Consider the following 15,181-nt stretch of genomic DNA (forward strand, 5'->3'; position numbering starts at 1 on the left):
AGAACTTGGTTCAGGTAGTGTTCTCTATTTTTTTCTTTTCAGCGAAAACATTCTTGTGAATGACTTTCTGCGTTTCCATTGCTTGTCGTGCCGCATTTTTATGCCTATGGCTTCGCCTAAAGTTGTGTCTTTGTCCCAACCCCGTGCTTCTATGTAGTGCTGCAAAACGTATTCGTACAAATCCATCCGTCCGGTAAAACGGGTCAGATTGTTAAAGCAATCGGAGATTGAAAGTTGCTTTCCCGAAGAAAGAAAATCCATACGGTTTATATCTATCAAAGAGAAAGTGTTATGCCCTTCCTGCTGGTGATACAATACATTTGTTGAGTTGAGGTCGCGATGTAATATCCCCTTTTGGTGCAATTCTGCCACAAAAAAGGCAAAGTCTTTTGCTATCGCATGGTCGAATATCTCCAGATCAATAAGTTTTTCCCGTATTGGAGGGGAGTAATTGCTACCCGAAATGAAGTATCCGTACTTGAATAAGCCGTTTTCCCATTCTTCCAGAAAAGCTATCTCTTGAGGTGTGTCAACATTTCTTTTTCTCAATTCCATTGCATTGTAAAATGCCCGTTTAGCTTTGCTTTTTCGAAAGAAGCTGTATATCACACGTTGGAGGAAGTATGGTTTTTTATAGCGTTTTACAACAACATCCTTCAACGTTTCATCCGAAGAGTCAATTGCAAAACTTTTGATGACATTGCGAGCCGAGAAGATTACAGTTCCATTAGAGCTGAAAGTTTCAGGAAGGTTTTCTATAAAGTTTCTGACGAGAGGGGTGTTCTCGTAGTTCCGACTTATAATTATCTTTTTGTTTTCTCCCATAATTTACCGGCTTAATGGTGATGGACTATCGAAGAGATATTTTACTTTTTGTTTCAGTTTAAATATATTACGACCAATGGTGTAATTGTAAAAATTATGCCAATTGCTCATAGTATGGCAGGGTTGTAGTGTAACCTCTTTCTTGGGGAGCGAGGGGTTGAGCCTGTCGCACAACGAGGCGATATAATTGAACATATTGTATTCTTCCAGAACTCGTTCCTTGCTGTTTTCTAATGCTTTGATTCTTTGTTCGTAAACATTGTCAGCTATCATCCGGTCAATTGTTTCGACAGTTCGGTCGAAATTGAAAATATCAATCGGCTGAAAAGATGTGTCGTCAAAATAATCGGAAAGATTAGTGCAACCGTAATAAAACGGGAATGATTCGGACAGAAAGCAATCGGATATTTTTTCAGTCCAATAATAATCCTGAGCCGAATTTTCAATAGCTATATGATATTTATAAGGAGCCAAAACATCCCACTTATCATCAAAATCATGAAATCCCCGCCCGAAAACATCTATTTTGTCACCATAATATTCCTTCAACCTCTCCACAAAACGAATGCGGTCAAGATGCCCTTGTGTAAATGCTTTATTGCTGGTAATGACTGATATGAGTTTTGTTTTCTTTGGCGCAGGTGATTTTTTTAAATTATCATAATCTAGCGAATATTCAAAGGTTCCGTCTGTTTTCTTATTGTATCCGACAAACCAAGGCAATATAGCAGGTCCAAGCACCAGATTAGGGTGGTTGGTTTTCGCTTGGCACGAACATACCAAACCGAATTGACGGATATAATTTTTCGGATAAACCAGCACGGAACGAGGCTCGGTACTTAATAATATCGTGTTCTGAGGGGCAACCCGACAAGTTTCCGCCTGACGAATTCCTTTTCCTTGAATCACCCAGAAGTCGGGTTCGTCAATATCCTCATCGATATAAAACCGATAGCGTCCATCTGAAGAAAATCCTAGTCCGCCCTCTGTTTGACGGAGCATTATGTCTCCGAGATTCTTACGATAGGGAACTAATTTTACTTTATATGGTTCTTTTTTCAAGAAATAATTTTTTTAATTCAGAATTCAGATGTAAAATGAAACTTTATATCTTTAAAATCTTGTTGTGCCATCATTAAAACATAGTTGGAGTCGGCAAGAAACACATCCCTGCCTTCTTTATCCTTCGCCATGTACTGAGATTTACGCTTCTTAAAATTCTCTAGTTCAGCGCTGTTGTCACTCTCTATCCAACATGCCTTATACAGATTGAGAGGCTCCCACCGGCATTGTGCTCCATACTCGTGAAGAAGGCGGTATTGAATCACTTCGAATTGCAACTGACCTACGGTTCCTATAATCTTCCGTCCGTTAAACTGATTCACAAACAGCTGGGCAACCCCTTCGTCCATCAATTGGTCGATGCCTTTTTGCAGCTGCTTGGTCTTCATCGGGTCGGCGTTTTCAATATATTTAAACATCTCTGGAGAGAAGCTAGGCAATCCTTTGAAGTGGATTTCTTCTCCAGATGTCAAGGTGTCGCCTATTTTGAAGTTTCCTGTATCGGGAAGACCTACAATGTCTCCTGCGTATGCCTCGTCCACGGTTTCTTTCTTTTGCGCCATAAAGGCTGTTGGCGAAGAGAAGCGCATCATACGGTTGAAACGGATGTGTTTATAGTTGACATTCCGTTCAAATTTACCGGAACATATCTTCACAAAAGCTATACACGACCTGTGGTTCGGGTCCATGTTGGCATGTATCTTGAATATAAATCCGGAGAAATTTTCTTCCATCGGGTCAACTTCCCTTTCAATGGCTTCTACCGGACGGGGATAAGGAGCTATCTGCGTAAAACAATCGAGCAGTTCTTTCACCCCGAAGTTGTTTAATGCCGAGCCAAAGAAAACGGGAGCTATCTGCCCTTTCAGGTATGTGTCTATGTCTAATTCGGGATAAACCCCGTCAATCAGTTCTATATCTTCCCGTAATTTTTCTGCCAGAGAGTTGCCGATATGTTTTTCCAAATCAGGATTGTTTATATCCTTGAATTCGATGGATTCGGTAACCATTTGCTTGTTTGGAGTATACAAATCAAGTTTTTCTTTATATATATTGTATACACCCCGAAAACTTTGTCCGCTATCAATAGGCCAACTCAACGGGCGGACGTTTATCTTCAATTCTTCCTCCAACTCGTCGAGCAAGTCGAAAGGGTCTTTCCCGTCCCTGTCCATTTTGTTGACAAAAATCATCACGGGAGTATTCCTCATCCGGCAAACCTCCATCAGTTTGCGGGTTTGGGCTTCCACGCCTTTAGCCACATCCACCACTATGATTACGCTGTCAACAGCCGTCAAAGTGCGATATGTGTCTTCCGCAAAATCCTGGTGACCGGGAGTGTCCAGAATGTTTATCTTGTATCCTTCATATTCAAAACCCATCACGGAAGTAGCAACCGATATACCACGCTGCTTTTCAATCTCCATCCAGTCGGATGTAGCCGTTTTTTTTATCTTGTTCGACTTCACGGCTCCCGCCACATGGATGGCGCCTCCAAACAACAGCAGTTTTTCGGTCAATGTCGTTTTCCCGGCGTCAGGGTGGCTGATGATGGCAAATGTACGTCTTCGTTTTATTTCTGTTTCTAGTTCACTCATGCAAAATATAAAAATGAAATGCTACCTTATGTTTTCGAGGTGCAAAGATACAATAATAATATGCTAGCACAAAGCTAAAAATATTCAATTGGAAATAAACAGGTTGAGAAATTTTGTTTGTGACAGTCAATTAGATTTCCGGGGTGAAATCTTACAAATTTCGGATTTTTGATGAACAATTCTGGTTTAACCTTGTTTATAAAGAGAACACAGGCAAGATAGGGCATGTATATAAATCATCCGTACGTTTGTTTCTAAGCAGGAATATCCTGATAAAAAATGTAAAACTTAATATTTAACAACTATAAAAATTTAAATGAATATGAAAACTTTAGATTATCTTCATCTTGATGCAAATGCAACCGAAAAAGTAGTAAAAGGATTACAACAATTTTTAGCCGACTATCAGGTGTATTACACCAATTTGCGTGGATTCCACTGGAATATAAAAGGTAAGAATTTCTTTACTCTGCATAGTAAATTTGAAGAAATGTATGACGATGCCGCTGAAAAAGTGGACGAAATAGCAGAACGCATTTTGATGTTAGGTGGCACTCCTGCCAATAAATTCAGCGATTACCTGAAAATATCAAAAGTAAAGGAAGTAGCCGGTGTTACCTGCGGTTGCGAAGCTGTTAAAAATATCCTTGAGACTTTAGGATTATTGATTGAAGACGAAAGAAAATTGCTCGAATTGGCAGGTGACGCAAACGATGAGTCTACCGTATCTCTTTTGAGTGATTATCTGAAAGAACAAGAAAAAACCGTGTGGATGTTGGTCGCATACGCATCCGACGAAGAGTGCAATAAATAAGAGTCTGTAATAGTGTTTGGGTAAGTTGTCCTTGTATAAGGGCAACTTATTTTTTTTGACTTTTTTTTGTCAAACAGCGTGACACAAAAATGCACAAAACTAAAAAGCCCGGATGACTTCACAATATGATCCGCATTTTCTGTACTCTTGCTAAAAAATGGGTGGGGATATATTTTGTAAGTTCGTTGAAAAACAATATCTTTGCACCGCTTTTTATTAAGCGAAAAATAATGTTTAACTTTTAAAGATACTGATCAGGACCGGTGCCAGATCGAAATTGAATGATTGACAATTTAAAAAATGTGCAACCAGACGCAAACTTCGACTGGGATGCTTACGAAAAAGGCGATTCTTATACAAGTAAAAGCCATGAAGAATTAGAAAAAACTTATGACCAATCGCTAAACAAAATAAGCGATAAAGAAGTGGTTATGGGTAAAGTAACTTCGATGAACAAACGTGAAGTTGTTGTTAACATCGGTTACAAATCGGATGGTGTGGTTTCTATGAACGAATTCCGCTACAATCCGGACCTTAAAGTTGGTGATGAAGTAGAAGTTTACATCGAAAGCCAAGAAGACAAAAAAGGTCAATTGCTTCTATCTCACAAAAAAGCACGTGCTACACGTTCTTGGGATAGAGTGAACGAAGCTCTTGAAAATGATGAAATCATTAAAGGTTACATCAAATGTCGCACTAAGGGTGGTATGATCGTTGACGTATTTGGTATCGAGGCGTTCTTGCCGGGATCTCAGATCGACGTTAAACCTATCCGTGACTACGATGTGTTTGTTGATAAAACAATGGAATTCAAAGTTGTTAAAATCAACCACGAATTCAAAAACGTTGTTGTATCTCACAAAGCGCTTATCGAAGCTGAGCTTGAACAACAAAAGAAAGATATTATCTCGAAACTGGAAAAAGGACAAGTGCTTGAAGGTACAGTTAAAAACATCACTTCGTATGGTGTGTTTATCGACCTTGGTGGCGTAGACGGACTTATCCACATCACAGACCTTTCTTGGGGACGTGTTCAGCATCCGGAAGAAGTGGTACAATTGGATCAAAAGATCAATGTTGTTATCCTTGACTTCGACGATGACAAAAAACGTATCGCTCTTGGCTTGAAACAACTTACTCCTCATCCTTGGGATGCATTGAGTGCTGACCTTAAAGTTGGTGACAAAGTGAAAGGTAAAGTTGTGGTTATGGCCGACTATGGTGCATTCATCGAAATTGCTCCGGGCGTAGAAGGTCTTATACACGTATCGGAAATGAGCTGGACTCAACATCTACGCAGTGCTCAAGACTTTATGTCTGTGGGTGACGAAGTAGAAGCTGTTGTTCTTACTCTTGACCGTGACGAACGTAAGATGTCTCTTGGTATCAAACAATTGAAACCGGATCCATGGGAAAATATCGAAGAAAGATATCCTGTTGGAAGCAAACATACAGCTAAAGTACGCAACTTCACTAACTTCGGTGTATTTGCCGAAATAGAAGAAGGTGTGGACGGACTTATCCACATTTCTGACTTGTCTTGGACTAAGAAAATCAAACACCCAAGCGAGGTAACTCAAATTGGTGCTGATATTGATGTTCAGGTTCTTGAAATTGACAAGGATAACCGTCGTTTGAGTCTGGGACACAAACAATTGGAAGAAAATCCTTGGGATGTATTTGAAACTATCTTTACAGTAGGATCGGTACACGAAGGAACAGTTGTTGAAATGGCAGATAAAGGTGCTGTGGTTTCTCTTCCTTACGGTGTTGAAGGTTTTGCAACTCCAAAACACTTGGTGAAAGAAGACGGCACTCAAGCTCAAGTAGATGAGAAACTTCAGTTCAAAGTGATTGAGTTCAACAAAGATTCTAAGAGAATCATTGTTTCTCACAGCAGAACTTTCGAAGACGAAAAAGCTGATGCTGCACCAGAAAAGAAGAAAAGAGCAACTAAGAAAGATAAAGAAGAATCTTCACAAGTGACTTCAACTTCAACAGAGAAAACAACTCTTGGAGATATCGAAGAATTGGCTGCTTTGAAAGAAAAACTTTCTGGAGAAAACAAGTAAGAGAATATAATTCTAAGTAATATGTAGAGCGTAGCTGTTTTAGTTACGCTCTATTTTTATATATCTGAATATATCGAATTAGATTTTTTATTATTTTTGAGGATATTGAATGTTTATGGCAGAAATCTGACTATGAAAAAATATTTTGTATTCTTACTGTTAATAATGTCTACTCCGCTTCTAGGGCAAACTTATTATTATAAACAAGTAAATATTGTATATAGTAATGGTCAAAAAGTTTCGGGAGACGGAACCGGTCAGTTTGTAACGTTTAGTAACAAAGGGTGTTACGATTCAAATATAGAAGGATATACAGTAAAGAATGGTTTTCTGGAATATAAAGGGATTGATGATGGTATATACGTTTATTATGGAACTAGTTATTGGGGAACATGCAATTACTATTTCTCATCAGACAAAGGAAGGCTTAATGTGAAAGAGCAATCTACGGGTAATACGTATGTCTATCAGCGTATGACACCCCCAAATGGAGTGAAAACATCATCTAAAATAAAAAATATTGCACCCAATCCATCCCCAATGCCTTTGCCTAATCCAATGCCAAATCCCTCTCCCAGACCTGCACCTAATCGGGTGCAACAATGCAAAGGTTGTAGAGGCTCTGGGTTATGTAGTATGTGTGAAGGAAAAGGATTTTGGAAAAAAGATGGAAAGATTTTCTCTTGTTCGAGATGCTATGGAGATGGTAAATGCAGAGTTTGTTATGGTAAAGGTGTTATTAAATGATTTTGTAATTTAAATAATATATATATATGAAAAAAATAATTCTATTGTGCTGTATTATCGGTACTTGTATATTTAATATGCAATCCCAGACATATTATAAATATATAGAGTCTGTTGATGAGAATGGTGTAAAGGAGAAATTAACCAATATTGTTGGGGTATATATTGTTTTCACCGATAACGGTTGTTATGAATCTGATCAAAATGGATATATAAAAAAATTCCCTGATGGCTCAACAAGTTTTTATAGCTATAGGTATGAAGGAATGAGTAATGGATTACATGTTTATGTTAAAGGTGATACCCACTATAATTTGTACGGACAACAGAGTTTTCATCCAACCGGATATCTATATTTTTCGAAAGATTATAATCGCATAAACTCTCGAGCTTCTGAAGAATTTGTAAGAAGATATGGTGGCCTTTTGAAAAATAAAACACATGTTTATCAGAAAGGTACACCTCCGGGCAAAGCACCGCAAGAGTTTTACTAATATCTAATCAATCCAATATTTTCATCAATTCATCAATTCTGCTTATTTCATAAGTAGGCTTGATATCTTTAATCTCTTGATGGTGTGGATTAAACCAAACCTGATCAATGCCACAGGCATGTGCGCCTTTTATGTCGGTATCCAGCATATCGCCAATCATTAATGATTCTTCTTTCTCCGCATTTGCTTTTTTCAGGGCATAATCAAAAATTTTAGGATTCGGTTTGTTAACTCCGGCTTCGTCGGAAAGGATAATCTGGTCGAAAAAGTGATACAAACCCGATTGTTTGAGTTTGGTATATTGAACTTCTTTAAATCCGTTGGTGATAATATGTAATTTGTACTCTCCATTTAGTTTGTTCAGCAAGTCGATTGCTCCATCAATCGTTTTTCTCTTCATGGAGGTTTTTGCCATATAGTCGGAATTTATTTGCTCTGACTTTTCTATGCTGAAAGCATTGTGTTTTTCGAACAAAGTGTAGAACCGAGATCTTGTGAGTTCTTCCTTTTTCAGCAAACCTTTGCTGTATTGATCCCAAAGGCGATTGTTGTGTTTTAGGTAAACCGTATAGAAATTATCAAATGAAGAATAATAGTTTTCGAAATTATAAATCAGATAAATCTCTTTCATAGACTCTAAGCTGTTGGCTGCTGTGTCCCAAAGAGTATCATCCAGATCGAAAAATAAGTTCGTGTATTTCTTTTTCATAGTCATATATTAGAAAAAATGAAGCACTGCCTACAAAGTATAAGCAGTGCCGTTAGGGTATGTTAAAATTCTATTCTTAGCTAACTTCGATAACCAGATATGGAGTCAGACTCCAGAATTTTTGATGATCTATAATCATAACCACAACATTGCCGTTAGCATCTTTCACCAAATTGTAGCTGGTAGATGGGTGATCAGACAATATTTTTGCTTTTTTAGCATATACGGGTATCTCTTTTGTATTGCGAATATCAATCTTGATAAATTTATTTTTATCGATAGATTCTTTCATAAGTTTCGAAGAAACCAAGAATCCTCCGGAAACAACTTTGGCTTCTTTCAGTTCCTTAGATGTACCGAACATATAATAAGCAGTATTCAACGCTTTGTCTTGTTCTTTTATTTTTGCAGCCTGAGCCACATTCTTGTCGGTTAAGTCCTGATTACTGACAGTCAGGTCTTTGTTGTCGTTGGCAAGTTTGGCGATTGTAGCGTCACGGGTAGCCAGAGCTTCTTGCAATTCGGTTATTGTGGCAGCTCTTTTTTCCAATTCGGCAGTCAGTTGTTCGATGGTACTTTTAAAGGCAGTTGCTTCTTTGCCACCTTTGCTCATTTTTTGATTCAATGTTGCAATTGTTTCCCTGTTCTTTTTCAGAATATCGTTGATCATTGCAAAATTGTTTTGTATTTCGGTTTTAGTATCGGCCGACATTTCGCCTTTAGTCGTAGATTGTACGGCCAGATATTTTTCGGCTTCCCTTATCTGGTTGAAGTTTTCCTGCACTTCAGATATTAGTGCGGCCATTTCTGCAGTTTCCTGTTCTCCTTGGCTTAAGGCAGTTCTTAGCGAATCGTTTTCTGCTTTAAGTTTATTTTCCTGATCCGAATTTTTTAAATTACACGATGCTAGAAGAGCAACACATGTAAATCCTAAAATCAATTTTTTCATTTTCATTTAATATTAATAAGTAATAGATAAAATTTAATGATGTATTTTAGATCTATAACCTGCTTAGGTTGTCTTATTTTGAGTCGCTTTCGCTCCTCGAATGTTGTTTCCAAAGCAATAAAAGGTCAGAAACCTTAGTTCCCTTTCTATGTATAACAACCATCAAACTTAATCGTTCTCAAAAGTAAATAAAAATAAAATTATTTGGGCTTTTTTACAAAAAAACTAACTTGAACGTGTTAAAATAAGTGATTATTGATACTGTATGATGTATGTGGGGTATTTAATTATGCCAATCGGTAGTTGAGAAATGTTGGGTTGTTTTCGGTATTTTGTAGGGGCGAATAAACATTCGCCCGTATATATTTTTCTTTTCGGGCGTAAAATTTTATGCCCCTACTTTCGGGCAGATTAGAAACCTGCCCCACCCATCCCTCCCCTAAAGAGAGAAAGGGGTTATTCCCTCTCTTTTAGAGAGGGTTAGGGAGAGGTGTTTTCAACTACCGATTCTCATTAATTATTCAGCCACAAGTTCAATGATATTTCCATCCACATCAAGAAAAACACTTTCGTAAAATCCATCACCCGTAATTCTTGGCTCGCCAATAATGCGGAATCCGTCTTTTCTGAGGCGTTCGGTCAATTCGTCCACATGCAGCCTGCTATCGAGGTTGAATGCCAGATGGCATAATCCAATCCGTTCACCTTCGGCACGTTCTTCAATGCCGGTTCGTCTCATAATTTCGATTGTAACTTCACCGTCGAAACTGACAAAATAAGATTCAAATCCCTTTGTTGGATTTACGTATTTTGAGTTACTCTTGCCATTGAAATAAGTTTGGTAAAACTCTCTCATTTCTTCCAGCTTGTTTGTCCAGATTGCAATATGCCCTATTCTCATTTTTTTTACTTTATCTTGTTGTTATTCTTTTCCTTGCACAATGATCACAAACTCGCCACGAGGTTCCTTTTCTGTGAAATGAGCGATAAGCTCTTTTAACGTTCCCCTTCTTATTTCTTCGTGAAGTTTAGATATTTCCCTGCAAGTGGCGGCATAACGATCTTCACCCATGTATTCGGACAATTGGGTCAGTGTCTTAAGCACTCTGTATGGCGATTCGTACAAAACAATTGTACGGTCTTCCTCGGCCAGTTGTTTAAATTTGGTTTGTCGTCCTTTCTTCTGAGGCAGAAAACCTTCGAAGCAAAACCTGTCGCAAGGTATCCCTGAGGCTACAAGTGCCGGCACAAATGCAGTTGCTCCCGGCAGACATTCTACCTTGATTCCTGCTTTGGCACATTCCCGTGCAATGAGAAATCCCGGGTCGGATATTCCCGGAGTTCCGGCGTCCGAAACCAAAGCGATATTTTCTCCGCTTTCCAGACGATCCACGATGTGCGATATAGCTTTGTGTTCGTTAAACTTATGATACGATTGCATCTTGTTTTGAATTTCAAAATGCTTAAGAAGGAAAGACGTCGTGCGAGTGTCCTCTGCCAATATCAGGTCGGCCTCCTTCAATAGTCGGACAGCACGGAATGTCATGTCTTCCAGATTTCCCACAGGAGTGGGGACTATATATAATATGCCTTTCATTTCAATTTATCATCGTTTGTTTCTTGCGGAAGTGTTGATTTTAGTTCAATTCGGAAAATAGTGCCCAAGTATGGCTCAGAGCCTTGCACATATATTTTTCCGTGGTGATATTCTTCAATAATACGTTTCACCAGCGACAGCCCCAACCCCCAACCTCGGCTTTTGGTTGTATATCCGGGTTTGAAAACTGTCTTGAATCTGGATTTTGGAATCCCTTTTCCGGTGTCTTCTATGTCAAGATAAATCGTATCTCCTTTATGAAAAAGTGTATAACTGAGAGATCCTTTGCCCTCCATCGCATCCACCGCATTTTTACTGATGTTCTCAATCACCCAGTCGAAAAGAGGTTCGTTGATAGAAGCATACAGGGGTTCATCTTCAAAGTCGTAAGTCATCTCAACTTTCTTCGATATTCTGGTTTTCAGGTATTCGATCGACTTAGCCAGAACTTCCTGCATATTCACGGTTTGAGTAGATGGGGCAGAACCAATTTTAGAGAAACGATCCGTTATTACTTGCAGGCGGCGAGTGTCTTTCTCCATTTCGGTGATAATGGAATTGTCAAAATTTTTCATCCTCATATATTCGAGCCATGCCATCAGCGAAGAAATAGGTGTTCCTAATTGATGGGCTGTTTCTTTCGATAACCCTACCCATACTTTGTTTTGTTCGGCTCGTTTAGTGCTCAGAAGAGCCCAGAATGACACCAACACAAAGACCGTAAGAATACCAATCTGAACATAAGGATAAATTTGCAGTTGCTTGAGTGTGTACGAATCATCGTAATATACAAACTGCTCGAAAGTTTCATTGTCTACCACTATCGGTTCGTGCTTTTTGCGAAACGAATCAACTTTCTTTTTCAGAAATTCAGCCTGTTTTTCTTCTTCTTCCGGCAGTTCTATATTGATAGACGTGATCACATTGTCGTCTTCGTCGCACAGCAAAACCGGAATGGTTGTGTTGCTCGAAATTATCTGGAGCACAAAAGTGAGGTCGGTATCTACATCAGATGTGTTGACAATGCGTGTGGCTTCTGCCCACTGCCTGATCTTTTGTTCTTCTTCTTTCGATAGGTTTTTGACAAGGTTGTTAGACACAACAAGCGACCCTATCACAATGAGCGATGCTATTGCAATGAAGATGTATTTGGCTATTTTATTTCTATCGAACAAAAATGATATTACGATTGACATGACAATCTTGATTACAAATGTAGGAAAAAGACAGATAAGGTGGCAGGCCTATTTGCTTTTTGTTATATTGTAGAGGCGATTTACCGATCGCCCTGAAAACTTATTCCTGTATTTGTAACGAAAATGCTTGTCGGTTTCGTATTTTTGTAGTCAAAATGTATGTGAAAATGCAAGCAAAACCATATAAAGACTTTGGCGATTTCCTACAACAAAGATTTCCCTTCAAAGTGCAAAAAATATCAATCAACGCAGGATTCACCTGCCCCAACAGAGACGGACTGAAGGGGGTTGGAGGATGCACCTACTGTAACAACCAGAGTTTCAGTCCCGGATATGGGGCGGGACAGCGATCGGTTTTGGAACAACTGAAAGACGGGGTTGACTTCTTTTCCTACAAATATCCGGAGATGAAGTATCTGGCATATTTTCAGTCATATACGAACACTTACGATGAGACGGCGGCGTTGGTTGCCAAATATGAGGAGGCTTTGGCATATCCCGGTGTAGTGGGCATTATCATAGGAACCCGTCCTGATTGCATGCCTGACGATTTGCTCAACTATTTTGCAGAACTGAATAAACGGACATTCCTGATGCTTGAGTATGGTGTTGAATCTACATCGGACAGTACTTTGCAACTCATCAATAGAGGGCATACCTATGCCGAAAGCGTGGACGCTATACGTAAGACTGCCGATAGGGGAATTGCAACAGGCGCACACATGATTCTCGGTTTGCCAAACGAAAGCAGGGAGCAGATATTGGAGCATGCACGCGTTTTGTCTTCGCTGCCTCTAACAACCTTGAAGCTGCACCAATTGCAATTGATTAAGGGCACAACCATGGCACAGCAATATAAAGACCATCCCGATTGGTTCAGCTTGTTTTCGGTGGACGAGTACATTGATCTGTGTATAGATTTTGCAGAAAGGCTGAACCCTGATTTTGTTATAGAACGTTTTGTTTCACAATCGCCTAAGTCTCTCCTCATTGCTCCTGATTGGGGATTGAAAAACTTTGAGTTTACAGCCAAAATTCTCAAACGCTTCAAGGAGCGGAATACGTGGCAAGGGCGGTTATACGGAATTTGAACTCCTACTCGATAACAGAGGCAAACGAGGACAGAATGGCTTTATGCGGATAAGAGCTTAATTCGTCTTTCGTTGTCGCTCCTGTGGTTACGGCTACGAAATCAACCCCTGCCGAATGAGCTGTTTTTGCATCAATTATGCTATCGCCAAAATAAAGGGTTTTGTCAGTGGTTGAGTTCAACCGGCTTACAGCAAGCAAAAGTCCCTCCGGATCAGGTTTTGCTACTCTTACTTCTTCTATACCAATGATTATATCGAATAATCCTTGTACGTTGTATTCGTCAATGGTTTTTCCTATTGTACTACTTTCTTTTGTAGAAACAATCCCGATTTTATTATTGATTGATATTTCCCTGATCCTTTTCAAGAAAGATAGTGCCTCAGGGTAGAAGTGAGTGTTGGCAGACATAACCATATCAGCTTCCTTTTTATATTCGGTTTTGAAGTTTAGGAGCGTTTCCTTGTCTCCCAGTCCGGTAAGTTGGGCAAATGAATCTTCCAGAGTCATGCCAATGGTTCTTTTTATCATGTCATCAGTTATGCCTGAAAAATGATGACGCCTGAGAACTGTGTGGAAACACATCAATATTCCTTTTGAGGAATTGGCCAATGTGTAATCGAAATCGAAGATAAAAGTATTGTATGCTTGAAGTTGCAGAAAGTTTGAACTGTTCATCTTGTGTTGGTGTGTTATATGAAAACGATGCGTAAAGATAAAAAAAATGCTGCAATAAATAATTGCAGCATTTTTGATTGTTAATGTCATTTATTTTAGAAACCGGAGAGCAATGATGCGGTCTTTTATCCGGTCGGAATCGGGTGCATCGGCAGGATATTTGGCAAATTTATCGCCATATCCCTCTGCGCTTAATCGGCTGGCTGATATGCCTCCTTTTTCGAGGATCGACCTGACAGTTTCGGCACGTTCCTGAGATATTTTCTGATTTACCTTAGAATCGCCTGTTTTATCGGTATATCCTCCGATTTTAATTTTAGTACCTTGATAATTGTTCAATATTGATGCAATATTCTTCAATTGTACGTGAGATTCGGGTGTCAGCTCGGTTGAACTACCATGCAGAAACTCTATGTTGTCGAAATTGAACCATTTGTCTTTCAGCAGATTTTCGTCCGCATTCTTGTATTCGTCAGAACCTAGGAACTTAATAATCTGGTCTTCAATGCCACCTGCATAAGCCTGAATTTTCACCCCATCGGGAAGAACCAACTCTGTGTTGACCTTTTCGGTTGTTGCCGGAGCTGCCGGTTCGGTTGCTTCCTCTCCTTGTGTAATGGTTGTAGCAGGAGCAGTGAGCAAACCTCGATCTTTGTCGGTTTCCGATCCTCCGCACGATCTCCAAACGAAGAACAATGCAAGAATGGCCAGAACGAGAAGAAGCCACCAAAGCCAACTGCTGCTTTTCTTTTTTTCTTCTCTTGGTGCGCCTGGCGTACTGGTCAGAACAGACGACAGTCCGAAAGACTTAACCAACTCGTTCGGAATGTATTTCGCAAAACTGTCTTTTTGTTTGTCCAATTCGTTAAGCAAGTGGTTCATGCTCCATTTGTCTTTAGATATTTTTTTACCCAGAAATCCTGTCAGCACAGGAGCCAGCATCGAAACCAACCTGTTAGTTGCAACCTTTGATATCCCGCTATTGTTCGATACTGCTGTTGTGAAACTTTCGGCCCTATCGCCCAACAGGTGTTGCAAAAAATCGTCGCCTATTTTTTGTTGGTCGAGACTTGGATCGTCTTCAAAAATTTTCTCTACTCCCGACAAAATGTTAAGATTGCCGGCTTCGTCCAATATATTCTTTATTTGTGGAGTGTTACCATTTTTCAACAGAACACCCAGCAAACCGGATATTATAGATGAAACGGAAGAAGACACTTTTGAATCGCTTTCGCCAAACATTGTTGCGGCCTTCGAAATCATCCCTGAATTTATCAGGCCTTTTAATGAGTCAAATACATTTACCATAATTACTTCATTATAAAAAAAATAAATAAAATTCGTCTTACAA

Annotated in this window: 15 protein-coding genes; 5 read left to right on the forward strand and 10 right to left on the reverse strand. The window is 39.3% G+C overall.

What is annotated here, in order from left to right; genetic code table 11:
• Positions 1 to 24 precede the first annotated feature (24 nt).
• From D0T56_RS11525 to D0T56_RS11535, 3 genes are read right to left on the reverse strand one after another with little or no spacing between them, the layout of a single operon-like run.
• Entirely contained in the window at positions 25 to 825 is an 801-nt protein-coding gene (locus tag D0T56_RS11525; RefSeq protein WP_163320311.1) for a lipopolysaccharide kinase InaA family protein, read from the reverse strand.
• Positions 826 to 828: 3 nt separating this feature from the next.
• Positions 829 to 1,887: a glycosyltransferase family 10 domain-containing protein gene (locus tag D0T56_RS11530; protein WP_163320312.1), complete on the reverse strand. Its 1,059-nt coding sequence runs from the start codon at positions 1,885 to 1,887 to the stop codon at positions 829 to 831.
• A gap of 17 nt (positions 1,888 to 1,904) precedes the next feature.
• Positions 1,905 to 3,485 carry a peptide chain release factor 3 gene (locus D0T56_RS11535; protein ID WP_163320313.1) on the reverse strand — a complete coding sequence of 527 codons (1,581 nt, stop codon included), beginning with the start codon at positions 3,483 to 3,485 and terminating at the stop codon, positions 1,905 to 1,907.
• A 322-nt stretch (positions 3,486 to 3,807) separates the two neighbouring features.
• Between D0T56_RS11535 and D0T56_RS11540 the strand changes: the two genes are divergently transcribed.
• From D0T56_RS11540 to D0T56_RS11555, 4 genes are all read left to right on the forward strand, one after another.
• A complete protein-coding gene (locus D0T56_RS11540; RefSeq protein ID WP_163320314.1) occupies positions 3,808 to 4,299 on the forward strand; it encodes a Dps family protein in 492 nt (163 codons plus the stop codon).
• A 284-nt stretch (positions 4,300 to 4,583) separates the two neighbouring features.
• Entirely contained in the window at positions 4,584 to 6,371 is a 1,788-nt protein-coding gene (gene rpsA, locus D0T56_RS11545) for a 30S ribosomal protein S1 (RefSeq protein ID WP_163320350.1), read from the forward strand.
• 132 nt (positions 6,372 to 6,503) lie between these two features.
• Positions 6,504 to 7,118 carry a hypothetical protein gene (locus D0T56_RS11550; protein ID WP_163320315.1) on the forward strand — a complete coding sequence of 205 codons (615 nt, stop codon included), beginning with the start codon at positions 6,504 to 6,506 and terminating at the stop codon, positions 7,116 to 7,118.
• Positions 7,119 to 7,144: 26 nt separating this feature from the next.
• Positions 7,145 to 7,612 (forward strand): hypothetical protein, encoded by a 468-nt coding sequence (locus D0T56_RS11555; RefSeq protein ID WP_163320316.1) that lies wholly within the window; start codon positions 7,145 to 7,147, stop codon positions 7,610 to 7,612.
• Between the two features lie 7 nt (positions 7,613 to 7,619).
• On the opposite strand, the gene D0T56_RS11560 is transcribed toward D0T56_RS11555, so the two are convergent.
• The 5 genes from D0T56_RS11560 to D0T56_RS11580 all read right to left on the reverse strand — a co-directional run bounded on the left by D0T56_RS11560 (position 7,620) and on the right by D0T56_RS11580 (position 12,051).
• Positions 7,620 to 8,321: a YjjG family noncanonical pyrimidine nucleotidase gene (locus D0T56_RS11560; protein WP_163320317.1), complete on the reverse strand. Its 702-nt coding sequence runs from the start codon at positions 8,319 to 8,321 to the stop codon at positions 7,620 to 7,622.
• Positions 8,322 to 8,397: 76 nt separating this feature from the next.
• A complete protein-coding gene (locus tag D0T56_RS11565) occupies positions 8,398 to 9,270 on the reverse strand; it encodes a hypothetical protein (protein ID WP_163320318.1) in 873 nt (290 codons plus the stop codon).
• 517 nt (positions 9,271 to 9,787) lie between these two features.
• A complete protein-coding gene (locus D0T56_RS11570) occupies positions 9,788 to 10,171 on the reverse strand; it encodes a VOC family protein (protein WP_163320319.1) in 384 nt (127 codons plus the stop codon).
• A 21-nt stretch (positions 10,172 to 10,192) separates the two neighbouring features.
• Positions 10,193 to 10,867 carry a 16S rRNA (cytidine(1402)-2'-O)-methyltransferase gene (rsmI, locus tag D0T56_RS11575; RefSeq protein WP_163320320.1) on the reverse strand — a complete coding sequence of 225 codons (675 nt, stop codon included), beginning with the start codon at positions 10,865 to 10,867 and terminating at the stop codon, positions 10,193 to 10,195.
• Positions 10,864 to 12,051 (reverse strand): sensor histidine kinase, encoded by a 1,188-nt coding sequence (locus D0T56_RS11580; RefSeq protein WP_370458804.1) that lies wholly within the window; start codon positions 12,049 to 12,051, stop codon positions 10,864 to 10,866. Before D0T56_RS11580 ends, rsmI begins: the two co-directional genes overlap by 4 nt.
• 179 nt (positions 12,052 to 12,230) lie before the next feature.
• Here D0T56_RS11580 and D0T56_RS11585 point away from each other — a divergent pair, with 179 nt between their 5' ends.
• Positions 12,231 to 13,154, forward strand: a complete 924-nt coding sequence (locus D0T56_RS11585; RefSeq protein WP_163320322.1) for a TIGR01212 family radical SAM protein — start codon at positions 12,231 to 12,233, stop codon at positions 13,152 to 13,154.
• A gap of 4 nt (positions 13,155 to 13,158) precedes the next feature.
• Here the strand turns inward: D0T56_RS11585 and D0T56_RS11590 are convergent, their stop codons facing one another.
• Positions 13,159 to 13,830 carry an HAD family hydrolase gene (locus D0T56_RS11590; protein ID WP_163320323.1) on the reverse strand — a complete coding sequence of 224 codons (672 nt, stop codon included), beginning with the start codon at positions 13,828 to 13,830 and terminating at the stop codon, positions 13,159 to 13,161.
• Between the two features lie 90 nt (positions 13,831 to 13,920).
• The gene (locus D0T56_RS11595) at positions 13,921 to 15,138 is read right to left on the reverse strand and encodes a DUF937 domain-containing protein (RefSeq protein WP_163320324.1); all 1,218 of its coding nucleotides are present in this window, start codon (positions 15,136 to 15,138) and stop codon (positions 13,921 to 13,923) included.
• Positions 15,139 to 15,181 lie beyond the last annotated feature (43 nt).

The organism is Dysgonomonas sp. 520, from assembly GCF_010501095.1.
GTDB lineage: Bacteria > Bacteroidota > Bacteroidia > Bacteroidales > Dysgonomonadaceae > QVMP01.